This window comes from Isoptericola sp. Y541 (assembly GCF_059445465.1).
On sequence record NZ_JCAIUJ010000005.1, the window covers coordinates 259,538 to 283,359 of the forward strand.

Consider the following 23,822-nt stretch of genomic DNA (forward strand, 5'->3'; position numbering starts at 1 on the left):
CCCCGGAGGACGTACATGAACCCCCGCAGCACACGTCTGACCTGCGCCGTCGCAGGGCTCGCCCCGCTCCTCGGGCTGGTCCAGGACAAGCGCGAGAGGGGCATCGCCGGCGTCACGGTCTCCAACGGCCGCGACGTGGTCACCACGGACGGCAAGGGCCGCTTCAGCATCCCGGCGTTCGACAACATGACCGTCTTCGTCACCCAGCCCGCGGGCTACCAGGTGCCCGTGGACGAGCAGAAGGTCGCGCAGTTCAGCTACAACCACCTGCCTGAGGGATCGCCGGAGCTGCAGTACGGCGGCATCCCGGTCACCGGGCCGCTGCCGGAGGCGGTCAACTTCCCGCTCGCGAAGGACAAGGCCACGGCGAAGGCGGCGCAGAGTTGCCCGATCGCGGCGGACACCCAGACGTACGACCTCACCCAGGTGGGCTACGCCCGGGACGGCGCCGTGGCGGACCTCATGGCCCGCGACGACTACGCGAGCTGCGGCATCCTGCTGCTCGGCGACAACGTGGGCGACGACCTGAGCCTCTACCCGGCGCTCAAGGACATCTACGCCGCCGCCAACGGGCCTGTCCGCATGGCGCCCGGCAATCACGACATGGACTACGACGCGGCGGACGACTCCCACGCCCTCGACACCTTCCGCCAGGAGGTGGGCCCGGGCTACTTCTCGTACGACGTCGGCCAGGCACACGCCGTCGTGCTGGACAACATCACCGACAAGGGCCAGGCCCCCGGCGGCTACGCCGAGGCGATCGACGACCAGCAGCTGGAGTGGCTCGAGAACGACCTCGCCGAGGTGCCGAAGGGCAAGCTCGTCGTCGTCGCGGCGCACGCGCCGTCGACCACCGGGACGTCATCACCGAGAACGCCGCCGCGCTGTACGAGACCCTCGAGCACGGCGCACGACCGGGCGTCCTCACGCTGGAGCTCGACGGCATCCAGTTCTCCGAGCGCTACACGGTCCGCGGCGAGCCCGACGACCTGCAGCTCGCGCTCGGCGTGAACACGCCGCACTGGCGCGACTGGGCCGGCCAGGCCCTGGCGTGGCGCGACGGCGGCAAGCAGGGCGACGCGCCGGCGCTCGGCGACCAGCACCTGGTCAGCGCCGAGGACCTCGCGGGTGACAGCTGGCGGTAACGCCACCCGGTCGAACGCCCACCTGTGGCGCGCCTGCCGGTTCCGGCCGACCTCGACGAGGGCACCACGCCGCGACGGTGACGGCCACCGACAACCGGGCCGGGAGTTCCCCGAGACCGTCCGGTTCACCGTGGCCGACGAGCGGCCCGCCGCGCAGCCGAACCTGCTGCGTGACGGCGGCACCCGGCAGCCCGAGCTCGTCGGGCCCGCCGACCCGGGGGAGGACGCCGCGCGCTGACCCGTTCCGTTCGCTGGTCGAGCCTGTCGAAACCTGGTCCGTGGGTTTCGACAGGCTCAACCAGCGAAGCGGGTTTCGACAGGCTCAACCAGCGAAGTAGCGGGGCACGTCGAGCGGGCCGCCCTGGGCGGCGAACTCGTCGTGCACGGCCGCGCGCAGGGCGTCGTCGGTGAGGTACTCGAGGGCGGTGAGGGCCAGCCCGCACGCGCTGTCGACGGCGGCGGAGACGGCGGCGGGCCCGGCGGCGGCGTCGGCGAACTCCGCGGTGTGCAGCGCCACCTCCGGGCCCGAGACCTGCACCAGCGGGTGCATCCCCGGCACGCGGAACGAGACGTTGCCGAAGTCGGTGGACGCGGCGAGGCTCTCGGAGACGACGCCGGCCGGCAGCGGGTCGCGCCCCCGCCGGCGCTGCGCCGCCACCCAGCGCTCGGTGAGCGCGGCGTTGGTGCGCACCGGCAGGCTCGGCAGCGCGCCGTCGTCCCAGGCGATCTCTACCTCGGTGCCGGTCATGAGCGCCGCGCCGCGGGCGATGTCGTCGAGCCGCTCCGACAGGTCGCGCAGGGTGTCCGGGTACTTCGAGCGGGCGTACAGCCTCATGACCGCGCGCTCGGTGATGATGCTGGGCCGGGTGCCGCCCTCGGCGACCGTCGCGTGCACGCGGTCCACGGGCGGCATCTGCTGCCGCAGCAGGCCGATGCCCTGGTAGGCGAGGTTCGCCGCGTCCAGCGCGTTGCGACCCATGAACGGCTGCGCCGACGCGTGCGCCGCCCGGCCCGTGAACGTCCACGTGAGGAGCCGGCGGCCGAGCCACACCTGCTCGGCGACGTCCTGCCCGTACGGGTGCACCATGATCGCCGCGTCGACGTCGTCGAACGCCCCCGCACGCGCCAGCACCTCCTTGCCGGAGTGCCCCTCCTCGGCCGGGGTGCCGAGCAGCACGACCCGGCCGACCGGTGCCGGGCGTGAAGAACTGCCCTCGGACGTCATGACGCCCTGCAGCGCGAGGAACGCGCCCACCCCGGCGGCGGCGATGACGTTGTGGCCGCAGGCGTGCCCGATGACGGGCAGCGCGTCGTACTCCGCGCAGATCGCGATCGTGGGCCCGTCGGTGCCGCCGCCTGCACTCTCGGAAGAGCCGAGCTCCGCCCGGAAGGCCGTCGGGACGCCGTGCGCGCCGAGCTCTGCCGCGATCCCGTGCCGGGCGAGCACCTCGACCAGGGCGGCGGCGCTGCGGTGCTCCTCGAACGCGGGCTCCGGGTCAGAGTGCAGCCGCTCGATGATCTCGCGCAGCTCGGGCTCGAGCGCCTCCGCGGCGTGCTCGACGGCGGCGGTCACGGTCTCGTCCAGGGGTGACGGGGCGGCGGCGGGAGGCGTCGTCGCGCGCCGCTTCGTCTCGGCCTCCTCGAAGAGGTGGTCGAGGTAGGCGGTGCTGGGTCGGGTACTCATGTCAGGCATCGTAGGGAGGCGGGACCCGCCGCGCGGACGAACGGCGCGAATCTCACGATGCGGACGAAACTCTCGCATCGTGTGATCCGGACCACTAACGTCGGCTCGCGTGACCAGCACCGTCGACGCACGATCCCGCACCGACCGGTTCCTCGCCGGCGTCGAGCGGGTCGGCAACAAGCTCCCCGAGCCCTTCACCCTGTTCCTCATCCTCTTCGGCGTCATCGCCGTCGCGTCGACCGGCATGGCGCTCGCCGGGGTGACGGTGCAGATGCCCGGCAGCGACGAGGTCGTCGAGGTCAAGGGCCTGTTCACCGCCGAAGGGCTCACGTGGCTGACCGAGAACCTCGGCGCCAACTTCCTCGGCTTCCCGCCGCTGGTCACGGTGCTGCCGATCCTCATGGCGGTGGGGGTGGCGGAGAAGTCCGGGCTGCTCGGGGCCGCCGTGCGCTACGCCTTCGGCTCCGCCCCGCGGTGGGCGCTGGCCTACGCCGTCGGCTTCGTCGGCGTGATGGGCAGCATCATGGCCGACACCGCCTTCATCATCATCCCGCCGCTGGCAGCGATGGTCTTCCGGGCCGCCGGCCGGCACCCCGTCGCGGGCCTGCTCGGCGGGTTCGCCGCGGCGGGCGCCGGCTACTCCACGAACATCCTGGTGACCAGCCTCGACGCCCTGTTCGCGGGCATCACCAGCTCGGTCGCGCAGATCCTGCCGAACCCGGGCGACCCGGTGAACCCGCTGTCCAACTGGTTCTTCAACTCGGTCTCCTCGATCGTTCTGGCGCTGCTCGCGGGCTTCCTCATCGACAAGGTGCTCGAGCCGCGCATCCGGCGCCAGGGCGTGCCCCTGGAGCAGGTCGCCACCGACGGCGAAGACCCGCTCGCGAACGCGACCGCAGCCACCACGGACGACGAGCGCCGCGGCCTGCGCCACGCCCTGCTGATGGCGCTGGGTGTCGCCGCCGTGATGATCGCCGCCTTGCTCGTGCCCGGGTCGCCGTGGCGCAACGAGGACGGCGGGTTCCTGCCCGAGTCGCCGCTGCTCAGCTCGATCGTGTTCATCGTCTTCACGCTGTTCCTGATCCCGGCGATCGTCTACGGGCGCACGGTCGGCACGGTGCGCCGGATCGAGGACGTCCCGGTGATGTTCGGCCGGGCGCTCAAGGACATGATCGGCTTCGTCGTCCTGGCGTTCGTGCTCGGCCAGTTCATCGCGCTGTTCAACTGGTCCGGCGTGGGGCAGTGGATCGCGGTGTCCGGGGCGTCGGCGCTCGAGTCGATCGGGCTCACCGGCTACGGCGCGATCCTCGGCTTCCTCGTCGTCGCGTCGCTGCTCAACCTGTTCATCATCTCGGGCTCGGCCCTGTGGACCCTCATGGCCGCCGTCTTCGTCCCGATGTTCGCCCTGATCGGCTACGAGCCCGGCTTCGTGCAGGCCGCGTTCCGCGTGGGCGACTCGGCGACGCAGATCATCACCCCGCTCAACCCGTACATGATCGTGCTGCTCACATACCTGCGGCGATGGGAGCCGCAGGCGGGGCTCGGCACCGTGATGGCGCGGCTGCTGCCGTTCACCGTCTGCTTCTGGCTGGTGTGGGCGGCGATCCTGACGGTGTTCTTCTTCCTCGACCTGCCCGTCGGCCCGGGCAACGGAATCTTCCTCTCCTCCGCTGGTTGAGCTCGGCGTCGTCCTTCGACAGGCTCAGGACGACGCAAGCTCAACCAACGGTTGCGCGAAGCCACAGTCCGGGCGACGGTTGCTGCGTCATCCTGAAGAACCGGACCAGGAGTCAACGATGCCTCAGACCGGAACCGCCGTTCGTCGCACCCTCACCATCCTCCTCGCGGCGTCCACCGCCGTCGTGGGGGTGTCGGCCGCCGCGCCGACGGCCGGCGCCAGCCCGGCCTCCGACCATGGGTCGGGGTCGAGAACCGATCAGGTCGTGACTTGGGGCGCCAGCGCCGACCGTGTCGCGGGGACCCTCGCGGACCAGACCGTGCGGAACGTCGTGCACACCAGCATCGGCGGGCGAGGCGTCCGCATCGAGCTCTCGAACGCGTTCGGCACGGCGCCCGTCACGTTCGACTCCGTGTACGTCGGGCTCCAGCGCTCGGGTGCCGAGGTCGTGCCCGGGAGCAACCGCGAGGTGGAGTTCTCCGGCGCCTCGAGCATCACCGTCCCGCCCGGGGCGCAGGTGCTGAGCGACCCGGTGGGCTGGAAGGTCCCCGCCGACGCCAACCTGGCCGTGAGCGTGCACGCCGAGGGCGAGCAGGCGGCGCTCACCGGCCACAACCTCGCCATGCAGACGAACTACGTCTCGGAGGCGGGGGACGTCGCCGCCGACGAGGGCGGGGACGCGTTCACCCGGACCGAGGAGCACTGGTACTGGGTGAGCGGGGTCGTCGTGGACGCGCCCGAGCGCGTGGACACGCTCGCGCTGCTCGGCGACTCGATCACGGACGGCCACAGCTCCACGGTCGGCGCGAACCACCGCTGGCCGGACCGTCTGGCGGACCGCCTCGCGGACGCGCCCGGTCCCCAGCGGTTCGGTGTCATGAACCAGGGGATCTCGGGCAACCGCGTGCTCGTGGACAGCGCCGGGGTCAGCGCGCAGGCGCGGTTCGACCGCGACGTGCTGGCCAAGCCGGACGTCGCGACCGTCGTCGTGCTCGAAGGCATCAACGACATCGGCAACGGCGACGCCACGTCGGCCGACCAGCTGGTCGCCGCGTACCGGCAGCTCATCGCCCGGGCCCACGCGGCGGACGTCTGCATCGTGGGCGCCACCCTCACCCCGTTCGAGGGCGCCTCCTACTACGACGAGGACAAGGAGGAGATCCGCGCCGAGGTCAACGAGTGGACCCGCACCAGCGGGGAGTACGACGCCGTCATCGACTTCGACGCCGCCACCCGCGACCCCGAGAACCCGCGCAGCCTCCTCGAGGGCTACGACGTCGGGGACAACCTGCACCCCAACGACGCCGGGTACGACGCGATGGCCGACGCCGTCGACCTCCGCGCGCTCGACTGCGACCGCTGACCGCTGACCGCCGAACGCTGGTTGAGCTTGTCGAAACCCAGGTTTCGACGAGCTCAACCAGCGGGGTTTGGACAGGCTCAGCCAGCGACGGTCCGTGTCCGGCTGGGGCGGGACTCGTTCCAGAGGCGGTCGAGCGCCGTCACGACGTAGGTGTAGCGCTCGCCGCGTGCGGCCGTGGTGTCGGTGAAGTCCTGCAGCACCCGCCCGTCCGAGCGCACCGTGGCGAGCAGCTGTGTGGCGTCGTCGACGTCGACCCGGCCGCCCTTCCCGGCGGCGCGGTAGATCGCGAACGACGTCGCACGGCGGCGGTGCGGGGCGGCGTCCACCCAGTGCAGCTCGACGCCGCCCCGGTCGCGGTGGGCGTGCGTGAGCACCGGCTGCTGCACCCGGGTGACCGGCAGGCGGGGCATGGTCGGGACCAGGGCGGGGTGCGCGTAGTGGTCGGCGCGCACCTGCGACATCGAGCCCAGCGGGTCCTGCGGCACGTGCACCGCCGAGAAGTACACGTTGCCGTGCACCGGCGTGCCCTGGGCCGTGACCTCGGCGCAGTACGTGAGGTGGTTCGTCATCTCCGCGGGGTCCGTGAACACCCCCGAGGTCACCTTGTACAGCGCCTCGCCGATGTACAGGTGCGTGCCGGACTGTGCGGCGAGGTCGGCCCACCACGGGACGAGCTTGAGGTAGTCGGCGACGGCGAGCCCGAACTGCCAGTAGATCTGCGGGTTGATGTAGTCGAGCCAACCCTCGAGCACCCACCGGCGCGTGTCGGCGAACTGGTTGTCGTAGGACTGCGAGCCGGCGGTGTCCGAGCCGTTCGGGTCGGTCGAGGCGTTGCGCCAGATGCCGAACGGGCTGATGCCGAACTTGACCCAGCCCTTGAGGTCCTTGATCCGCACGGAGATCTCGCGCACGAACTCGTCGACGTTGTGCCGCCGCCACTCCTCGATCGTCGCGAAGCCGCCGCCGTGCTCGGCGTACGTGGCGGCGTCGGGCAGCGGCTGGCCGGCCACCGGGTAGGGGTAGAAGTAGTCGTCGAAGTGCACGCCGTCGAGGTCGTAGTGCTCCACGCTGTGCAGGATGGCGCGGTAGATGTGCTCGCGCGCCTCGGGCAGGCCGGGGTCGAAGTAGAGCTTGCCGCCGTACGGCCACACCCAGTCCGGGTGCTGCCGGGCCGGGTGCTCGGGGATCAGCTGCGCCGGGTCGGTCTGCATCGACACCCGGTACGGGTTGTACCAGGCGTGCAGCTCGAGGTTGCGGGCGTGGGTCTCCGCCACGATGAAGCCCAGCGGGTCGAAGCCCGGGTCGCCGCCCTGGGTGCCCGTGAGGTACTGCGACCACGGTTCGTACGGGCTGGGCCAGAAGGCGTCCGCCGTGGGGCGTACCTGCACGAAGACGGCGTTGAGGTTCATGCCGGCCGCCACGTCCAGCCAGTGCCGGTACTCGGCCTTGAGCTCGTCGGAGCTCAGGCCGGTGCGCGAGGGCCAGTCGATGTTGACGACGGACGAGATCCACATCGCGCGCAGCTCTCGCTTGCGGGCGGCGGGGAGGTCGGTGGGCTGCTCGGTGGTACGCGAGGCGGCCGAGCCGGCCAGGGACGACGCGCCGGCGGGCGTCATCGAGCCGACGGTCACCGACAGCGCCGAGCCGGCGAGGCCGGCCGTGGCGAGCGTGAGGAAGCGGCGTCGGTCGACGGCGTGGGCGGCGACGGTGCCGTCGCCGGCCGGCGTGAGGTGGGGAGCGGACGAGTGCGTCATTGCAGGCCTCCGGTGGTCGGGAATCCCTTGTGTCACGGGGCGCGCCCCGCGACACGCAAAAGAGTTTCACAGTTGCACCCTGACGGGAAGGTTCACGTCATCCGGCAGGAGGGTTCCGCTCCCGGGTGCGTCCTGGACAACCCGTGCTTACCGTGCGTCTGGGCAAGGGTGCCCGAGGGACGCTGACGCTGAGGGGAACGGCTGTGCGCACTCTGCGACGCATCATCACGACCGGCTTCACGATGGGGATCGCCACCGCGGTGGCGCTGAGCACGGGGGTCGTGGGTGCCGGTGCCGCGTCGGCCGCCGTCCGGCCGCTTCCCGACAAGTCCTACGGGCTCTCGTCGTACTACGGGCCCCGGTGCATGCCGATCAAGGCGGCGTCCGCCTCTCATCTCGGGCAGGACATGGGCGCCAAGAAGGGCACCAAGATCAAGTCCGTGGCCCCGGGCACGGTGATCAAGGCCGGGTCGGCGCCCGGCTTCGGCCAGGTGGTGGTGATCCGGTCCAACGCCAACGGTGGCAAGGTCTTCGCCGTCTACGGGCACGTGATCGACGGCGACAAATACGTGAAGAAGGGCAAGTACGTCAAGCGCGGGCAGCGCATCGCCGACGTCGGCACCTCCGGCACCTCGACCGCCCCGCACCTGCACCTGGAGATCTGGAAGGGCGCGTACAAGGGGTCGGGCAAGACCACCGACCCGCTGCCCTGGATGAAGAACCACGGCGCGTCCCTCACCGCGGGCGCCGCGTGGGCGTACAAGCGCACCGTGCCGAAGTCGTGCACCTACTACACGACCACGAAGGTCAACCTGCGGTCCGGGCCGGGCACGAACTACCGCGTGGTGCGCGAGGTTCGGGTCAACCGGGTGATGACGGCCAAGCCGGGCGCCAGCTCGGGCGTGTGGCGCAAGGTGACGCGGGACGGCACCACCGGCTGGATGCACTCGTCCTACGTCTCGCCGACGCTGACCTCTCTCGGCACGCGGTACGTGGAGGTCAACGGGCTGCGCCTGCGCTCCAAGCCGAGCACGAGCGGCAAGGTCCTGACCTCGATGAACCGGGGCAAGGCCGTGAAGAAGATCTGGGAGCCCTCGAAGGGATGGGTCAAGATCTCCGTGAACGGCAAGGTGGGCTACGTCGCGGCGAAGTACCTCAATACGAAGAAGCAGTGAACCAGCGCCGATCAGGCGTTGCGCGCGACGGCGTGCGGGTCGGTCGCGTTGAGGTGCGCGAGGGTCGCGTCGTACGCGCCCGACGTCTCGGCGAACCGGAGGAGCTTCACGCGCTCGACGAGGATCTCGTGGGCGTCGGGCTGCGTGGCGAGCAGGTCGACCACCTCGTCCGCGAAATCGTCGAGCGGCAGGGCGATCGGGTTCTCCTCGTGGCCCGGCATGAGCGCCGTGCGGACCGACGGCGGCACGATCTCGATCACCTGCACGCCCACCGGTTCGAGCTGCAGCCGGATGCCCTCGCTGAGCCGGTGTATCGCGGCCTTGGTCGCGTTGTAGGTGGGCGTCACCGCGAGCGGCACGTGCGCCAGGCCCGAGGAGACGGTGACGAACGCGGCGCTCGTACCTGCGGCCCGCCGGGTCCGCAGGTGCGGCAGGAAGGCGGCGGCGAGGCGGATCGGGCCGAGCAGGTTCGTGACCACGGTCCGCTCGGCCGTGGCGAGGAAGTCCGGCGACGTCCAGTCCTCGACCTGCATGATGCCGGCCATCGCGACGACGGCGTCGAGATCCGGGTGCCGCTCGAGGACCTCGCGGCTGGCGGCGGTGATGCTGTCCGGGTCGGCGGTGTCGATGCGGACGGCATCGATGCCGGGGTGGGCCGCGACGATCTCGTCGAGCAGGGCCGTGCGCCGGCCGCCCACGATCACGGCGGCGCCGCGGGCCTGGAGGCGGAGCGCGAGGGCGAGCCCGATGCCGCTGGTCGCGCCGGGGATGAAGACGGTGCTGCGGGTGATGTCCATGCCGTCCACCCTGCGTCGCCGGGGTGGCGGGCGGGAGAGGAGCGGTCATCGGGGGACCGGCGATCCCTGGCTGGGGCCTGGCCGACGGGCCGACGACGTCGGACGATGGGCACATGGATCGCGCCGCACTGTCCGAGTTCCTCCGCCACCGCCGCGAGGCGGTGCGGCCCGCCGACGTCGGCCTGCCGGCGGGGGCGCGACGCCGGACCGCCGGCCTGCGCCGCGAGGAGGTCGCGGCGCTCGCCGCGATGTCGGCCGACTACTACACGCGCCTCGAGCAGCAGCGTGGCCCGCAGCCCAGCGAGCAGATGCTGGCGTCGCTCGCGCGGGCCCTGCGGCTGACCGACGACGAGCGCGACTACCTGTTCCGGGTCGCGGGCCGGGGCGCGCCGGACCGCGTCACGATGTCGTCGCACGTCTCGCCCGCCCTGCGCCGGGTGCTCGACCGGCTGTCCGACACGCCCGCGCTGGTGCTGTCCGCGTTGGCCGAGACCCTGGTCGCGAACGACCTCGCCATCGCGCTGCTCGGCGACCGCTCGGGGCTGACCGGTTGGGCGCGCAGCGACACCTACCGCTGGTTCACGGACCCCGCCGAGCGGGAGACGTACCCCACCGGCGACCGGGACCGGCAGTCCCGGGCCCTCGTGTCGACCCTGCGCGTGGCGCACGGGATGCTCGGGCCGCGCTCGCGGGCGGGCGAGCTCGTCGCCGCGATCCGGGCGCGCAGCGACGAGTTCGCCGAGCTGTGGGACCGGCACGAGGTGTCGCAGCGCTTCGCTGACCACAAGACGCTGCTGCACCCGCAGGTCGGCCCGATCGAGCTGGACTGCCAGGTGCTGTTCACGGAGGACCAGACCCAGGCGCTACTCGTGCTCACCGCGCCGCCCCGCTCCGAGGCGGAGGAGAAGCTCGCCCTGCTCGCCGTCCTCGGGCGGCAGGCGATGGCTCAGTAGGCCCCGGCAGGGCGCCGAACAGGCGGTTGGCCCCGTTATGGGCCTCAGACGCCGCCCATAACGGTGTCAACCGCCTGTTCGACGACGTGCGGCGCGGCAGTGACGCGTGTCGGCAGGGATAGTCTCGTGACGATGGTATGTTTCCGGGCATGGCATCGAAGCCCGCTAGCAGACCGTTGCAGGAACCGGCGTTCCTCATCCTGTCCGCCCTCGCGCAGGGGCCGTCGCACGGGTACGGGATCTCCCAGGACGTCGAGGCGAGCTCCGACGGGCGGGTCGCCCTGCGTGCCGGCACGCTCTACGGCGCGATCGACCGGCTCGTCGCGGCTGGGCTCGTCGAGGTGGACCACGAGGAGGTGGTCGACTCGCGGCTGCGGCGCTACTACCGGCTGACCGCGGACGGTGGCACGCGGCTCGACGTCGAGGCGCGGCGGTCCGAAGTCCAGGCGCGGCAGGCGCTCGAGAGGCTCGAGGCACAGCGCTCTCGGGCCGCGCGATCTGGTCGCCCCGCCGCGGCCGGGCTGGGGGAGGTGCCGGCATGAGCGACGCTCAGATGCCCGTGACGCCGGTGCTCGTCCGCGACTACCGCCGGCTGCTGCGGCTCTTCCCCTACACGTATCGCCGCGCGCACGAGGCCGAGATGCTCGGCCACCTGCTCGACGGTGCCGAGCCCGGGCAGTCGCGCCCCACCCGCGGCGAGCGTCACGACCTGCTCGGTGCCGCCGTGCGTGAGTGGCTGCTCGCGCCGCTGGGGTCGACGCCGGGGCAGCGCCGCTCGGGCACCGGCGTGCTGTTCGCCGGCCTCCCGATACTTCTCGTGATCCCGGCGGCGAGGGCGCTGGCCGCCGCCTCGGCCCTCCTCGCCGGCGCCGGTGCGCCGTCGTTCGTGTCGACCGTGCCCATGGCCCTGCCCTGGGCGATCTGGGCGGTCGGTGTCGTCGCGCTCCTTGCTGGTGCCGCGCGAACGGGTCGGGTGCTGGTCGCGACGGCCGCGGCTGCCGCCGTCGTGACGGTCGCGGTGCTCGCCCTCACCGGCCGCGAGTATGCCGCATACCTCGACGCGGGGTGGATGGTCGGGCTGGTCGTCCACGCGGGCGCCGTCGTGGAGCATGCGCGCTGCCGCGTGACGGGACACGACTGGCGCCGCGCCGTGACCGTCCTGTCGCTCATGGTGTCGGCAGTTGGCGGCTACGTTGCGGCGACGTTCGCCGACTCGGCACACGTCGGGGCGCCCTGGTGGTCCGGGGTCGGTTCGACGACGTGGACCGCGCAGGCGATCGTCGTCCCGTTGGCGGGCCTGTTCGGCCTCGGGCTTCTGTGGCCGCGGACGAGGGACGCTGTGCCGGCGCTCGCCGGGGTCGTCATTGCCGTCGGGCTGGCGCGCTCGTCGTTCTTCTGGTCGGGATCCCTCGATCCGGAGACGGTGGACCTCGGGAATATTTGGGCGCTGCTCGCCTTCGCGATTGCCGCGACGACTGCGATGCGCTGGCTCGTCAACCGACTCGACGAGCTGGCCGAGGCGCGTGCCTCACACCGGGCTCTCCTGTCCGCCGCTGGTGGACGCCGGGCGCCGGGCACGTCGCGCGCCGCTTGATCCGCGAGTGGGCATCCGCCGCGATGCCGAACAAGCGGTTGACACCGTTATGGGCGGCGTCTGAGGCCCATAACGGTGTCAACCGCCTGTTCGGCGGCCGGGTGTGGCCGTCAGTCCAGGTAGTCCGCGACGAGCTGCGCGGCGACGCCCGTGTACGACGCGGGTGTGAGTTCCGCGAGGCGCGCGGCGACGTCGTCGGGCAGGCCGAGGCCGGCGACGAACTCGCGCATCCGCGCGGCGTCGACGCGCTGGCCGCGGGTGAGCTCCTTGAGGCGCTCGTACGGGTCCTCCATGCCCTCGACGCCGGCGACGGACGCGGCGCGCATCGCCGACTGGACGGGCTCGCCGAGCACCTCCCAGTTGTGGTCGAGGTCGTCGGCCATGAGGGCGGCGTTGACGTTGAGCGCCTTGAGGCCGCGCCGCACGTTGTCGATCGCGAGCAGCGAGTGCCCGAACGCGGGGCCGATGTTGCGCTGCGTGGTGGAGTCGGTGAGGTCGCGCTGCAGGCGGCTCGTCACCAACGTCGCCGACAGGGTGTCCAGCAGCGAGCAGGAGATCTCGAGGTTGGCCTCGGCGTTCTCGAACCGGATCGGGTTGACCTTGTGCGGCATGGTCGACGACCCCGTGGCGCCCGCGACGGGGATCTGCGTGAAGAAGCCCATCGAGATGTACGTCCACACGTCGGTGGCGAGGTTGTGCAGGATGCGGTTGAACCGGGCGACGTCGGCGTAGATCTCCGCCTGCCAGTCGTGCGACTCAATCTGCGTGGTGAGCGGGTTCCACGTGAGGCCGAGGTGCTCCACGAACGCCTTCGAGACGGCGGGCCAGTCGGCCCCCGGGACGGCCACGGTGTGCGCGCCGTAGGTGCCGGTGGCGCCGTTGAGCTTGCCCAGGTATTCGGCGCCCTCGATGCGGCGCAGCTGGCGGCGCAGGCGGTGCGCGAGGACGGCGAGCTCCTTCCCCATGGTCGTGGGCGTCGCCGGCTGGCCGTGCGTGCGGCTCAGCATCGGCACGTCGGCGTGCTCACGAGCCATGCCGGCGAGCTGGTCGGCCAGGTCGGTCGCGGCGGGCAGCCAGACGTCGCGCACGCCGCCCTGCACCATGAGCGCGTACGACAGGTTGTTGATGTCCTCGCTGGTGCAGGCGAAGTGCACGAGCTCGCTCGCGGCCGGGAGGTTCGTGGCGCCCAGGACGTCGGGGGCGGCGGAGATGCGGCGCTTGATGAAGTACTCGACGGCCTTGACGTCGTGGACCGTCTCGCGCTCGATGGCGGCGAGCTCGGCGATCTCGTCCGCGCCGAACGTGGCGGGGATCGTGCGCAGGTACGCGATCTCGGCGTCGGTCAGAGTGGGGGCGCCGGGGACGACGGCGCCCGGGGCCTCGCCCTCGTTCGTCGACGGGCCGTTGCCCGCAGTTCCATTGCACAGCGTGACCAGCCACTCGACCTCGACGTGGACGCGCGCCCGGTTCAGCGCGGCCTCGCTGAGGTGGTCCACCAGGGGCGCGACGGCCCCGCGGTACCGGCCGTCGAGCGGGCCGAGCGCGATGGGCGGCGTGACGTCGGCGAGGTTCACGCGGGCGGGCTGGACGTCGGTCGGCGAGGTCTGCGGCGCGGGGGAGGTCACGGCCCACATTCTCCCACGAGGGCGAATCCCGCCGGTCGAACCTGCCGAGGCCACGGGGTCGCGACCCTTCGACAGGCTCAGGACGGTGCAGGCTCGACCGACGGCTCGCTCGTCCGGGGATCTGTGCCATCAGCCGAGGAGCGGGTAGTTCCCGCGGATGGTGCCGTGCGGGTCGCGGGCGCGCTTGAGCTCCTGCAGCCGGGCGAGGGCGGTCGCGTCGTACGCGGCCGCCGCGCTCTCGCCGGGGGCGAGGAACGTCGCCGGCTTGCGCAGGGTTCCCGGCCCGGCGAGCTCGGCGGGCAGCGCCTCCAGCCGGTGGCCGACGGCGGCCGCGAGCCCCGGCTCGAACGCCAGGCCGAACGCGTACAGCAGGTACGGCTCGGCGATCGCTCCCAGGGCGCCGGCGCCGTCCCCCGGGATGGCGAGCGCGCCGCCCAGGTGCCGCAGCTGCAGCATCAGCAGCGGCGCGACCGGCGTCGTGAACAGGCGGTCCACCGCCTCGTCGTCGATCCGGGACTGGAGCTCGGCGCGCGAGCGGCCCGCGGCCGGGTCGGTCGGGTCGGCGGTGATGTCGCCGATGTCGGCGAGCCCGACCGGGCCGATCGCGGTGTCGACGTCCGGCCCGAGGGCGCCAGGCACGGCGTTGAACGGCGCCAGCAGCTCCCGCGCTGCTCCTGCGTCACCGAGGAAGGCGGCGTGCACGACGACGGCCGGGGCGCCGGGCGCCTCGACGCGGGACAGCCACAGGCTGAGCTCGGGCGGGGCCGCCGCGGTGACCTCGCGGAAGATGTCGAGGGCCTCGGCGGCGCGCTCAGCGGGCCAGACGACCTTGCCGCCCGAGAACGCCGGCACCGGCTCCAGGTCGATCTCCATCGCGGTCACGACGGCGAGGTCGCCGCCCCCGCCGCGCAGCGCCCAGAACAGCTCCGGGTCGGACTCCGCCGTGACCGTGGCGGGTGCGCCGTCTGCGTCGACGACGTCGAACGACCGCACGTGGTCGGCCGCGAGGCCGTGGGCGCGGCTGAACCAGCCGAGCCCGCCGCCGAGCGTGTAGCCGACCGCGCCCACGCCGGGGGCGCTGCCGAGCAGGGCCGTGAGGCCGTGCGGGGCGGCCGCGGCCTGCACGGCGCCCCAGGAGGCACCGGCGCCGACCCGGGCGACCCGCCGCGCCGGGTCCACCTCGACGCGGTCGATCGCCCGGGTGTGCAGCAGGATTGCGTCCGCCACGTCTCCCGACGCGCCGTGGCCGGTCGACTGCGCGGCTACCGCCAGCCCGGCGTCCCGCGCGGACCGCACGGCTGCGGCGACGTCGTCGGCGTCGGCCGCCTCGACGACGGCCGCGACGGGCTGCCGCACGGCGAGGTTCCACGGGGTGGAGGCGGCCTCGAAGCCGTCGTCGCCGGGGAGCAGCAGGCGCCCGGTGAGGGCGACGGTGAGGGTGCGGGAGAGGGTGTCGGAAGAGGTCAGGTGGGTCATGCGGGCTCCTCGGATGATCGGTCGTGTGCGGCCGGTGTCGTGGCCCCGTGGTTGGGTGGCACGGCTCGGTGGGTACCGGCAGCGGTTGCTGTCATCTCTCTGACACGGCCCGGCGAAGGAGTGTGACCGGTGAGCACGGACCAGCTCATGGCGGATCAGTTCGAGGCGTTCCGACCGCACCTGCGCTCGGTGGCGTACCGGGTGCTGGGCTCCGCCGCCGACGCGGAGGACGCGGTGCAGGACGCCTGGGTGCGGGCGCAGTCGGCCGGCACGGCGGGCGTGGAGAACCTCGGCGGCTGGCTCACGACGATCGTCGGCCGCGTGGCGCTCAACCTGCTGCGCTCGCGGTCCACGCGCCGGGAGGCGGCGTGGGAGTCGCTGGGGGAGTCCGTGGGCGACGCGCACCTGCCGGACTTTCTCGTGTCGCCGGCCGACGGGCTCGACGACCCCGAGCGGCAGGCGATCGAGTCGGACGAGATCGGCGTCGCGCTGCTCGTCGTGCTGGACACGCTGGCTCCGGCTGAGCGCGTCGCCTTCGTGCTGCACGACCAGTTCTCGGTGCCGTTCGAGGAGATCGCGCCGATCGTGGACCGGTCCCACGCCGCCACGCGCCAGCTCGCCAGCCGGGCGCGGCGCAAGGTGCGCGAGGCCGTGCCCGTGCAGGACGACATCGTTCGGCGGCGGGAGGTCGTGTCCGCCTACCTCGCGGCGTCGCAGGCCGGCGACTTCGACGGGCTCCTCGCCCTGCTCGACCCCGAGGTGACGGTGCGGGTGGACTACGGCCCGGGCGAGATGTCCCGGCTGCTGCGCGGCGCGCGCGCCGTGGCCGAGCAGGCGCGGCTGCACTTCGGCACCGCTGGGTTCTCGCGCCTCGCGCTCGTGGGCGGGTCGCCCGGGCTCGTCACGGTGCTCGACGACGGGACGGTGTTCTCGGTGCTCGCGTTCACGGTGCGCGGGGGCCGCGTGGTGGGAATCGACATCCTGTCCGACCGCGAACGCCTGTCCGAGGTCGCGCAGCCCGTGTGATCCAGACGGCGGCTGATCCGGACGGCGGCTGATCCGGACGGCGGCGCGGTGTCCCATGGCGCGGAGCCTGTCCCCAGGTGGGCGCGGTGCACAGGCGTGCCCGACCAGCGGCCGGGACGCCCGTCGCCCGGCCTAGCGTCCCGGCATGACCACTCCCGTCCCGCCCGACACCACCGCCGCGCTCCTTCCGGCGACCGCCCTCGGCGCATCGAGCGCGACCGCGGGGGGCGAGGCGCGCGCCGTCCTGCTCGCCGCGCGCGAGGACGTGGTCGACGCCGCGGCCGGCGCCCGCCGCAGCCTCGGCATCGCGTGGGAGTCGGAGGCGGCCCAGCGGTTCCGGGACGAGATGACGGCGCTCCTGGCCGGGCTCGACGGCGACCTGCGCGGCCTCGAGGACCTGGCGGCGGTGCTGGGCCGATGACCAGGGGCGTACCCCCGCGGGAGACGCTGACGATCTCGGGCGGGCCGGGGCTCACGCGGGTCGACGCGGACGCCGTGCAGGGCGCGGCCGCGCTGCTCGACGCCGCGGCGGAGCGGCTGCGGCAGGCCTCGCGCCGCTGCTCGAGCGCGCAGGGCGTCCTCCTGCGATGGACGTGGGTGCCCGACCCGCTGGCGCCGCCCTTCGCGCCGCGTGCCGACGGGCGGGAGGTCGCGGCGGCGGGTGCCATGGCGGAGCGGGTCGCCGCCGCCGGCGCACGGCTGGGGTCTCGTGCGTCCCGCGTCGAGCGGTGCGCGCTGCGGCTGCGCCTCGCGGCCGGGCTCTACCGCCGCGCGGAGACGTTCCTCGACCACACGATCGGGGCGTTCCTGACGTGGCAGGGCCTGGGGGTCGGGGTGGTGGTCGCAGCGGTGGCCGCGTCCCCGCCGGCGCGGGCCTTCGTGGCCGCGTCGCAGGGGATGCAGTGGTGGCAGGGCCTGGGAGGCGCCGACGCGGGAGGCGCCGACGCGGGAGTCGCCGATGTGGGGGTCACCGCCCCGGAGGCCGTGGCGCCCCCGCCGCCGGCGACGCACGAGGCGACCGACCCGTCGGACGGCCTGGTGGCGAACGTGTGGCGGGTCCTCGCGCCGTACGCGGACGAGGCGGTCACCGGGGTCGGCTGGGGCGCGGGCGGCCTGACGCGGGGCGCGGGGGCGCTGTCCGACGTCGTCGACGCGCTGCTGCCCGCCTCCGAGGTCCGGGTGCTGCCGCTGACCGACGCGGACCTGGCCGGCCCGCCGCCCGACTGGGCCGACTGCCCGTCGGGCACCGTCGCCGAGGCACTCGCCCGCACGGCCGACCTCTACCCCTTCGGCAGCGGCGTCGTCGGCCGGCGCGGGGCGGGGGCGCCCGAGGGCACGCTCGCGGTGGAGCGGGTGGCGCACGATGACGGCACGACGTCGTGGACCGTGCTGATACCCGGCACGCAGGAGCTGATCTCGCCGGCCAACCCGTTCGACGCCGCCACCGACCTGCAGCTCATGGCGCACGAGACGGCCGACGTCTCCGTCGCCGTCGAGCAGGCGCTCGACCAGGCAGGCGCAGGGGCGGACGAGCTGGTGGTGCTCGTCGGGCACAGCCTCGGTGGGATCGCGGCGACGGCGCTCGCGGCGTCGCCGGCGTTCCGAGCGAAGCACCCGGTGGGCGGGGTGGTGACGGCGGGCTCGCCGACGGCGACGTTCGCAACTCCGACCGGGGTGCCGGTGCTGCACCTGGAGAACGACGAGGAGCTCGTCTCGACGGTCGACGGGCGTTCCAGCGACGAGAACCCGGCGACGGCGGACCGCGTCACCGTGGGCCGCAGGCTGCTCGCATCGACCGACCCGGCCGACTTCGCGGCCGCGGGCAGCATCTCGCTCGCGCACGCCATGCCCTCGCACCTGCGCACGCTGGCCGCGGCACGCGCGTCCGGAAACGTGCAGGTGGCGGGCGTGACCGGGCGCCTGGAGCGGCTGCTCGGCGGCACGCGGGCCCAGACCCGGTGGTTCGTGGCCCGCCGCGTCGGCGGCTCCGAGCCCGCCGCCGTGCTCGCGCCCGGGCCCGCGGGCACGACATCGCCCCCGCCGGGAGTCCCGACGGGGGCGACGCTGCAATGAATTCACGCTGTGCCAGGTGCGGGCAGGTGCTCAGCCCCTCTTGGGCGCGAACGCTCCGATGATGGCTTGCAGCACGGCGAGGATCAGGGCGATCCAGATGTACCACCAGAAGCCGCCGGTCACGCTGACGCCCCAGTCGCCGAACCACCCCTGGTCGGTGATCCACGTGGTCAGCCACAGCACGAAGGCGTTGATGACGAGGTAGAACAGCCCGAGCGTGAGGATGAGCAACGGGATGGAGATGACGCTGACGATCGGCTTCACGAAGCTGCTGATGATGGTGAACACCAGTGCCGCGCCGAGCACGGCCAGGACGTAGGACAGCAGGTTGTCGCCGTCGTACTCGGGTTTGATCTCGAGGTTGGTGAAGATCAGGTCGCTCAGCCACAGCGCGAGGGCCGTGACGATCACGCGGACGATGAAGTTCATGGTGCCATCGTGGCACGTCACGCCCCACCACCGGTGGTTGAGCCTGTCGAATCACGCCCCACCACCGGTGGTTGAGCCTGTCGAATCACGCCCCACCACCGGTGGTTGAGCCTGTCGAAACCCCCGCGCGTAGGCTCGCCGGGTGAGCGAACGTACCGTCCTCGTCCTGCACGACAACGCCGAGTGGCTCCCGCCGTTCGACCGCGCGTTCGACCGCGCCGGACTGCGCCTCGAGACCCAGCATCTGGGCGACGTCACCCTCGACCTCACCGCGCCCTCGGCCGACGTCGTGCTCTGGTCGCGGCTGAGCGCGTCGGCCCACACCCGCGGAGTGCCGCACGCGCCAGAGGCGGCGCAGGCGCTGCTCTCCGTGGCGGAGGCCGCGGGCCGGCGCGTGGTCAACGGGACCCGCGCCGCGTCGCTCGAGGTGAGCAAGGTGCGGCAGTACGCGCTGCTGCGCGCCGCCGGCCTCGACGTGCCGCGCACGATCGCCGTCACGGACCGGGGCGCGCTGCGCGAGGCCGCCGCCCGGATCCCCGCGCCGTTCATCACCAAGCACAACCGCGGCGGAAAGGGGCTGGGGGTGCAGCGGTTCGACGACGTCGAGACGTTCGCCGCGGCGCTCGACGCGGGCCTGGTGGACGAGCCCGTGGACGGCGTGTGGCTGCTGCAGGAGCTGCTCGTGGCGCCCGAGCCGTTCGTCACCCGCGCCGAGTTCGTGGGCGGCCGCTTCCACTACGCCGTGCGGGTGGACACGTCCGGCGGCTTCGAGCTGTGCCCCGCCGAGGCGTGCGCGCTGCCCGGCGCCGACGGCGAGACCCCGCCGCCGCTCTTCGAGCTGCGGCCCGAGATCACGGCCGACCACCCGCTGGTCGCCCCGCTCGAGCGGCTGCTCGCGGAGCAGGGCATCGAGATCGCCGGGGTCGAGTTCTTCGAGACCGTCGACGGCCGCACGGTGCCGTACGACATCAACACCAACACCAACTACAGCCCGGACGTGGAGGCGAAGGTCGAGGTGCCCGCCGCCGACGCGATCGCGGAGTTCTTCGCACGGCTCTGAGCGGGTGGCATCCTTGATCGCTGTGACCACCCCCGCCCGCATCCCCGCCGACTCGTCGACCGTCCCCCTGCGCGCCGCCGTCGCCGCGCTGCCCGCGTACGTGCCGGGCGCGCGCGCCGGCCAGGGCGCGAAGCTGTGGAAGCTGTCGTCGAACGAGAACCCGTACCCGCCGCTGCCGTCCGTCCTCGAGGCGATCACCCGCGCCGCCGAGGAGGCGAACCGCTACCCGGACATGTACGCGACGGAGCTGGTCGAGGCGCTCGCCGCGCACGTCGGGGTCTCCGGCGACCGAGTCGTGGTGGGCAACGGGTCGGTGGCGGTGCTGGCGCACGTGCTGCAGGCCGTCGTCGAGCACGGCGACGAAGTCGTGTTCCCGTGGCGCTCCTTCGAGGCGTACCCGATCGCGGTCGCCGTCGCGGGCGGCACGGCCGTCACCGTGCCCGTCACCGCCGGAGGACGCCTCGACCTGCCGGCCATGGCCGCCGCCGTCACGCCGCGCACCCGCGTCGTGATGGTCTGCACCCCCAACAACCCCACCGGGCCGGTGGTGCACGCCGACGAGCTGGCGACCCTCCTCGCCGCCGTCCCGCGCGACGTGCTGGTGATCGTCGACGAGGCGTACCTTGAGTTCGTGCGCGACCCGCAGGCGCCCGACGGCGTCGACCTGCTGCGCCGGCACCCGAACGTGGTGCTGCTGCGCACCCTGTCCAAGGCCTACGGGCTCGCGGGGCTGCGCGTCGGCTACGCGGTCGCGGAGCCCCGGCTCGCGGCCGGGATCCGGGCGGTGTCCACGCCGTTCGGCGTCAACCACGTCGCGCAGCGCGCCGCGCTCGCCTCCCTCGAGCCCGTCGCGCAGGCCGAGCTGCGCGAGCGCGTCGACGCGCTGGTCGCCGAGCGCGACCGCGTCACCGACGCCTTGCGCGGGCAGGGCTGGGCGCTGCCCGAGACACAGGCGAACTTCGTGTGGTTCCCCCTCGGCGACGCCACCATGGACCGCGCCGCCGAGGCGACCGCCGCGGGCGTCCTCGTGCGCCCGTTCGCAGGCGACGGCCTGCGCGTGACCATCGGCGAGATCGAGGCGAACGACGCGTTCCTCGACGTCGCCGCCGACTGGCGCTGACCCGCTGGTTGAGCCTGTCGAAACCCGGGTCTCGACAGGCTCGACCGACGGGACGTCCTAGCGGGGCAGGTTGCGGAGGTTCGACCGGGCCATCGACATCACCTCGCCCATGCCGCCGCCGAAGATCTGCTTGGTCATGGCGGTGGCGAACCCGCGGATCTGGCCGGACGTGATGGACGGCGGGATCGACAGCGCGTTCGGGTCGGTGACCACCTCGATGAGGGCGGGGCCCTCGCGGTCGAGGCCGTCCTGGAGCGCCCGGCGCAGGTCCTTCGGCCGCTCGACGCGCACTGACGGGATGCCGACGGCGAGCCCGATGTTGCGGTAGTCGACCGGGGGCGAGTCGGTGCCGTAGGAGGGCAGGCCCTCCACGAGCATCTCGAGCTTCACCATGCCGAGCGTCGCGTTGTTGAAGACGACGATCTTCACGGGCAGGTCGTGGGTGCGCACGGTGATGAGCTCGCCCAGCAGCATGGACAGGCCGCCGTCGCCGGCGAGCGCCACTACCTGGCGGCCGGGCTGGGCGAACGCCACGCCGATGGCGTGCGGCAGCGCGTTCGCCATCGAGCCGTGCAGGAACGACCCGATGACGCGCCGCTTCCCGTTCGGCGTGATGTACCGCGCGGCCCACACGTTGTTCATCCCCGTGTCGACGGTGAACACGGCGTCGTCCGCGGCCGTCTCGTCGAGCTGCACCGCCGCGTACTCCGGGTGGATGGGCGTGTGCTTCTCCACGTTGCGCGTGTAGGCGCCCACCACCTTGGTCATGAGACCGACGTGCTTGTCGACCATCGACCGCAGGAACTTGCGGTCCCGCTTGCGCTTGACGAGCGGGTTGAGCAGCCGCAGCGTCGCGCCGACGTCGCCGTGCACCGGCAGGTCGAGCCGCGTGCGCCGGCCCAGGTGCGAGGCGTCGACGTCGATCTGCGCGGTCGGCACGTCCGCCGGCAGGAACGAGTCGTACGGGAAGTCGGTGCCCACCAGGATCAGCAGGTCGGCGGAGTGGACCGCCTCGTGGCACGAGCCGTACCCGAGCAGGCCGGACATGCCGACGTCGTGCGGGTTGTCGTACTGGATGATCTCCTTGCCGCGCAGCGAGTGGCCCACCGGCGCGGCGGCCAGGTCGGCGAGCTCGAGCACGGCGTCCCGGGCGTCGCGTGCACCGGCACCGACGAACAGCGTCACCTTGTTCGCCGTGTTGATCGCCTCGGCGAGCGCCTCGACGTCGGTGTCGTGCGGCACGAGGCGCCCGGGGCGGGCTCCCGGCACGAGGATCGGCGCGGCGTCGTCGGGCACGCGCTCGTCGGCGACGTCGCCCGGCAGGGTGAGCACCGCGACGCCGGGCGCGGCGAGCGCGTGCTGGATGGCGGACCGGGTGACGCGCGGCAGCTGGGCCGCCGACGAGATCATCTCCGAGAACACGGACGCCTCGTTGAAGATGCGGTCCGGGTGCGTCTCCTGGAAGAACTGCGTGCCGATCTGCGGGGACGGGATGTGCGAGGCGATCGCGAGCACGGGCAGGTGCGACCGGTTCGCGTCGTACAGGCCGTTGATGAGGTGCAGGTTGCCCGGCCCGCACGACCCGGCGCAGACGGCGAGCTCGCCCGTCACCTCCGCGTCCGCGGCCGCGGCGAAGGCGGCCGCCTCCTCGTGGCGCACGTGCACCCAGTCGATGCCCTCGGTGCGGCGCACGGCGTCCACGATCGGGTTGAGCGAGTCGCCCACGATGCCGTAGATGCGCTTCACCCCGGCGGTAACGAGCTGGTCCACGAGGTGTTCAGCGACGGAGCGTGCCATGACGGGGGCCTCCAGGGTCGGGGTGCCGGTCTCTTGCGATGCTGCCCCAGCCGGGTCGGGCGCGCGCGGGGAAAGTGGGGGGAGGGGCTGGACCGAAGATACCCGTCGTGTCGCCACGGGTCCTCGGCCCCGCCGAGGGGACCTCAGGGATGCCGGTGGCGTCGCGCGCGCATCGTCTGCTCGTGCACCGCCCAGGCGTCGGCGACCGGCCCCAGATGGGTGAGCTTGTCGGGATTGATGACGGCGCGGACGGTCTGGATGTGACCCTCCAGCACGTCGAAGGCCATGACGCCCACGACGTGCCGGTCGGCGGTGCGCATGACCATGCCCGGCTGGCGGTTGACCTCATGGATCTCGAAGAGCAGGCCCGTGCCGGGCAGGCGGTCGGCGAAGGCCGCGAAGACGCGGAGCACGTTGTCCCTGCCCGCGACCGGCCGGGCGAACGCGGGCGCCTTGCCGCCGCCGTCGCCGATCACCTGGACGTCGGCGGCGAGCAGCTCGGCGAGCCCGTCGACGTCCCCCTCTCGGAACGCCTCGATGAACCGGGAGGTGAGCTCGTCGCGCTCCCGGCGGTCGGCGTCGAACCGGGGGCGCCCCTCGGCCATGTGCCGGCGCGCCCGCACCGCGAGCTGCCGGCAGGCGGGCTCGGAGCGGTCCACTGCCGCGGCGACCTCGGCGAAGTCGAAGTCGAAGACATCGCGCAGCACGAACACCGCTCGCTCCAGGGGGCTGAGCCGCTCGAGCAGGAGCAGCGCGGCGACGGACACCGAGTCGGCGAGCTCGGCGGAGCGTTGCGGGTCGTCGTAGGGGTCGTCCAGCAGGGGCTCGGGGAGCCAGGTGCCGGTGTACTCCTCGCGGCGGACCCGCGCGGAGCGGAGCACGTCGATCGAGATCCGCGTCACCACGGCGGACAGGAACGACTTGACCGATGCCGGTTCCGTGGTCGTGCCCTCGTAGCGCAGCCAGGTCTCCTGCACGGTGTCCTCGGCATCGCTCACGCTGCCGAGGATCCGGTAGGCGATCGCGAACAGCAGTGGCCGCAGCGCGGTGAACTCCTCGGTGCGGGCCATCCG

Annotated in this window: 22 protein-coding genes; 14 read left to right on the top strand and 8 right to left on the bottom strand. The window is 73.0% G+C overall.

Translation table 11 applies throughout. From position 1 onward, the window contains the following. Positions 1–15: 15 nt before the first annotated feature. From AC1C2V_RS13250 to AC1C2V_RS13260, 3 genes are read left to right on the top strand one after another with little or no spacing between them, the layout of a single operon-like run. Positions 16–1,011: a metallophosphoesterase N-terminal domain-containing protein gene (locus AC1C2V_RS13250; protein WP_495390088.1), complete on the top strand. Its 996-nt coding sequence runs from the start codon at positions 16–18 to the stop codon at positions 1,009–1,011. Then, positions 1,008–1,145, top strand: a complete 138-nt coding sequence (locus AC1C2V_RS13255) for a hypothetical protein (protein WP_495390089.1) — start codon at positions 1,008–1,010, stop codon at positions 1,143–1,145. Before AC1C2V_RS13250 ends, AC1C2V_RS13255 begins: the two co-directional genes overlap by 4 nt. Next, positions 1,129–1,383 (top strand): hypothetical protein, encoded by a 255-nt coding sequence (locus AC1C2V_RS13260; RefSeq protein ID WP_495390090.1) that lies wholly within the window; start codon positions 1,129–1,131, stop codon positions 1,381–1,383. Before AC1C2V_RS13255 ends, AC1C2V_RS13260 begins: the two co-directional genes overlap by 17 nt. 84 nt (positions 1,384–1,467) lie before the next feature. Here AC1C2V_RS13260 and AC1C2V_RS13265 read toward each other — a convergent pair whose 3' ends face one another. Further along, a complete protein-coding gene (locus AC1C2V_RS13265) occupies positions 1,468–2,829 on the bottom strand; it encodes a M20 family metallopeptidase (protein ID WP_495390091.1) in 1,362 nt (453 codons plus the stop codon). A 109-nt stretch (positions 2,830–2,938) separates the two neighbouring features. Here AC1C2V_RS13265 and AC1C2V_RS13270 point away from each other — a divergent pair, with 109 nt between their 5' ends. Further along, on the top strand, positions 2,939–4,507 hold the full coding sequence (locus AC1C2V_RS13270) for an AbgT family transporter (protein ID WP_495390092.1): 1,569 nt from the start codon (positions 2,939–2,941) through the stop codon (positions 4,505–4,507). A 118-nt stretch (positions 4,508–4,625) separates the two neighbouring features. Then, entirely contained in the window at positions 4,626–5,870 is a 1,245-nt protein-coding gene (locus AC1C2V_RS13275; RefSeq protein WP_495390093.1) for an SGNH/GDSL hydrolase family protein, read from the top strand. A gap of 77 nt (positions 5,871–5,947) precedes the next feature. On the opposite strand, the gene AC1C2V_RS13280 is transcribed toward AC1C2V_RS13275, so the two are convergent. After that, positions 5,948–7,624 (bottom strand): glycoside hydrolase family 10-like protein, encoded by a 1,677-nt coding sequence (locus AC1C2V_RS13280; protein ID WP_495390094.1) that lies wholly within the window; start codon positions 7,622–7,624, stop codon positions 5,948–5,950. A 203-nt stretch (positions 7,625–7,827) separates the two neighbouring features. Here AC1C2V_RS13280 and AC1C2V_RS13285 point away from each other — a divergent pair, with 203 nt between their 5' ends. Further along, a complete protein-coding gene (locus AC1C2V_RS13285) occupies positions 7,828–8,799 on the top strand; it encodes an SH3 domain-containing protein (RefSeq protein ID WP_495390095.1) in 972 nt (323 codons plus the stop codon). Between the two features lie 11 nt (positions 8,800–8,810). Here the strand turns inward: AC1C2V_RS13285 and AC1C2V_RS13290 are convergent, their stop codons facing one another. Then, positions 8,811–9,596, bottom strand: coding sequence for an SDR family oxidoreductase (locus tag AC1C2V_RS13290; protein WP_495390096.1), 786 nt, complete (start codon positions 9,594–9,596; stop codon positions 8,811–8,813). A 113-nt stretch (positions 9,597–9,709) separates the two neighbouring features. Here AC1C2V_RS13290 and AC1C2V_RS13295 point away from each other — a divergent pair, with 113 nt between their 5' ends. The 3 genes from AC1C2V_RS13295 (at position 9,710) to AC1C2V_RS13305 (ending at position 12,143) form a co-directional block, all read left to right on the top strand. Further along, positions 9,710–10,549, top strand: a complete 840-nt coding sequence (locus tag AC1C2V_RS13295; RefSeq protein WP_495390097.1) for a helix-turn-helix transcriptional regulator — start codon at positions 9,710–9,712, stop codon at positions 10,547–10,549. Positions 10,550–10,698: 149 nt separating this feature from the next. Next, the gene (locus AC1C2V_RS13300; protein WP_495390098.1) at positions 10,699–11,091 is read left to right on the top strand and encodes a PadR family transcriptional regulator; all 393 of its coding nucleotides are present in this window, start codon (positions 10,699–10,701) and stop codon (positions 11,089–11,091) included. Beyond that, positions 11,088–12,143 carry a hypothetical protein gene (locus tag AC1C2V_RS13305; protein WP_495390099.1) on the top strand — a complete coding sequence of 352 codons (1,056 nt, stop codon included), beginning with the start codon at positions 11,088–11,090 and terminating at the stop codon, positions 12,141–12,143. The genes AC1C2V_RS13300 and AC1C2V_RS13305 overlap by 4 nt, the downstream gene beginning before the upstream one ends. 110 nt (positions 12,144–12,253) lie before the next feature. On the opposite strand, the gene purB is transcribed toward AC1C2V_RS13305, so the two are convergent. Together purB and AC1C2V_RS13315 are read right to left on the bottom strand one after the other, a co-directional pair. Next, positions 12,254–13,777, bottom strand: a complete 1,524-nt coding sequence (gene purB / locus AC1C2V_RS13310) for an adenylosuccinate lyase (protein WP_495390100.1) — start codon at positions 13,775–13,777, stop codon at positions 12,254–12,256. A gap of 120 nt (positions 13,778–13,897) precedes the next feature. Continuing rightward, positions 13,898–15,244: an FAD-binding oxidoreductase gene (locus AC1C2V_RS13315; RefSeq protein ID WP_495390101.1), complete on the bottom strand. Its 1,347-nt coding sequence runs from the start codon at positions 15,242–15,244 to the stop codon at positions 13,898–13,900. 129 nt (positions 15,245–15,373) lie between these two features. On the opposite strand from AC1C2V_RS13315, the gene AC1C2V_RS13320 reads away from it, so the two are divergent. From AC1C2V_RS13320 to AC1C2V_RS13330, 3 genes are all read left to right on the top strand, one after another. Continuing rightward, complete coding sequence (locus AC1C2V_RS13320; protein ID WP_495390102.1) at positions 15,374–16,270, top strand: sigma-70 family RNA polymerase sigma factor; 897 nt, start codon at positions 15,374–15,376, stop codon at positions 16,268–16,270. A 145-nt stretch (positions 16,271–16,415) separates the two neighbouring features. Further along, positions 16,416–16,691 carry a hypothetical protein gene (locus AC1C2V_RS13325; protein ID WP_495390103.1) on the top strand — a complete coding sequence of 92 codons (276 nt, stop codon included), beginning with the start codon at positions 16,416–16,418 and terminating at the stop codon, positions 16,689–16,691. Further along, positions 16,688–18,343 (top strand): hypothetical protein, encoded by a 1,656-nt coding sequence (locus AC1C2V_RS13330; RefSeq protein ID WP_495390104.1) that lies wholly within the window; start codon positions 16,688–16,690, stop codon positions 18,341–18,343. The genes AC1C2V_RS13325 and AC1C2V_RS13330 overlap by 4 nt, the downstream gene beginning before the upstream one ends. Positions 18,344–18,373: 30 nt before the next feature. On the opposite strand, the gene AC1C2V_RS13335 is transcribed toward AC1C2V_RS13330, so the two are convergent. Further along, positions 18,374–18,772 carry a phage holin family protein gene (locus AC1C2V_RS13335; protein ID WP_495390105.1) on the bottom strand — a complete coding sequence of 133 codons (399 nt, stop codon included), beginning with the start codon at positions 18,770–18,772 and terminating at the stop codon, positions 18,374–18,376. Between the two features lie 142 nt (positions 18,773–18,914). Here AC1C2V_RS13335 and AC1C2V_RS13340 point away from each other — a divergent pair, with 142 nt between their 5' ends. Beyond that, positions 18,915–19,832 (top strand): ATP-grasp domain-containing protein, encoded by a 918-nt coding sequence (locus tag AC1C2V_RS13340; protein ID WP_495390106.1) that lies wholly within the window; start codon positions 18,915–18,917, stop codon positions 19,830–19,832. Positions 19,833–19,854: 22 nt separating this feature from the next. Then, entirely contained in the window at positions 19,855–20,952 is a 1,098-nt protein-coding gene (hisC, locus tag AC1C2V_RS13345) for a histidinol-phosphate transaminase (RefSeq protein WP_495390107.1), read from the top strand. Between the two features lie 57 nt (positions 20,953–21,009). Here the strand turns inward: hisC and AC1C2V_RS13350 are convergent, their stop codons facing one another. Both AC1C2V_RS13350 and AC1C2V_RS13355 read right to left on the bottom strand, forming a co-directional pair. Beyond that, the gene (locus AC1C2V_RS13350) at positions 21,010–22,749 is read right to left on the bottom strand and encodes a pyruvate dehydrogenase (RefSeq protein WP_495390108.1); all 1,740 of its coding nucleotides are present in this window, start codon (positions 22,747–22,749) and stop codon (positions 21,010–21,012) included. Positions 22,750–22,892: 143 nt separating this feature from the next. Beyond that, entirely contained in the window at positions 22,893–23,819 is a 927-nt protein-coding gene (locus AC1C2V_RS13355) for an RNA polymerase sigma-70 factor (RefSeq protein WP_495390109.1), read from the bottom strand. Positions 23,820–23,822: the final 3 nt, after the last annotated feature.

What these genes read in the sequence shown, in the direction of transcription:
- AC1C2V_RS13250 (WP_495390088.1), top strand. Translation starts at nt 16, where the DNA reads ATGAACCCCCGCAGCACACGTCTGACCTGCGCCGTCGCAGGGCTCGCC.
- AC1C2V_RS13265 (WP_495390091.1), bottom strand. Translation starts at nt 2,829, where the DNA reads ATGAGTACCCGACCCAGCACCGCCTACCTCGACCACCTCTTCGAGGAG.
- AC1C2V_RS13275 (WP_495390093.1), top strand. Translation starts at nt 4,626, where the DNA reads ATGCCTCAGACCGGAACCGCCGTTCGTCGCACCCTCACCATCCTCCTC.
- AC1C2V_RS13280 (WP_495390094.1), bottom strand. Translation starts at nt 7,624, where the DNA reads ATGACGCACTCGTCCGCTCCCCACCTCACGCCGGCCGGCGACGGCACC.
- AC1C2V_RS13290 (WP_495390096.1), bottom strand. Translation starts at nt 9,596, where the DNA reads ATGGACATCACCCGCAGCACCGTCTTCATCCCCGGCGCGACCAGCGGC.
- AC1C2V_RS13295 (WP_495390097.1), top strand. Translation starts at nt 9,710, where the DNA reads ATGGATCGCGCCGCACTGTCCGAGTTCCTCCGCCACCGCCGCGAGGCG.
- AC1C2V_RS13300 (WP_495390098.1), top strand. Translation starts at nt 10,699, where the DNA reads ATGGCATCGAAGCCCGCTAGCAGACCGTTGCAGGAACCGGCGTTCCTC.
- AC1C2V_RS13305 (WP_495390099.1), top strand. Translation starts at nt 11,088, where the DNA reads ATGAGCGACGCTCAGATGCCCGTGACGCCGGTGCTCGTCCGCGACTAC.
- purB (WP_495390100.1), bottom strand. Translation starts at nt 13,777, where the DNA reads ATGTGGGCCGTGACCTCCCCCGCGCCGCAGACCTCGCCGACCGACGTC.
- AC1C2V_RS13315 (WP_495390101.1), bottom strand. Translation starts at nt 15,244, where the DNA reads ATGACCCACCTGACCTCTTCCGACACCCTCTCCCGCACCCTCACCGTC.
- AC1C2V_RS13325 (WP_495390103.1), top strand. Translation starts at nt 16,416, where the DNA reads ATGACCACTCCCGTCCCGCCCGACACCACCGCCGCGCTCCTTCCGGCG.
- AC1C2V_RS13330 (WP_495390104.1), top strand. Translation starts at nt 16,688, where the DNA reads ATGACCAGGGGCGTACCCCCGCGGGAGACGCTGACGATCTCGGGCGGG.
- AC1C2V_RS13335 (WP_495390105.1), bottom strand. Translation starts at nt 18,772, where the DNA reads ATGAACTTCATCGTCCGCGTGATCGTCACGGCCCTCGCGCTGTGGCTG.
- AC1C2V_RS13350 (WP_495390108.1), bottom strand. Translation starts at nt 22,749, where the DNA reads ATGGCACGCTCCGTCGCTGAACACCTCGTGGACCAGCTCGTTACCGCC.
- AC1C2V_RS13355 (WP_495390109.1), bottom strand. Translation starts at nt 23,819, where the DNA reads ATGGCCCGCACCGAGGAGTTCACCGCGCTGCGGCCACTGCTGTTCGCG.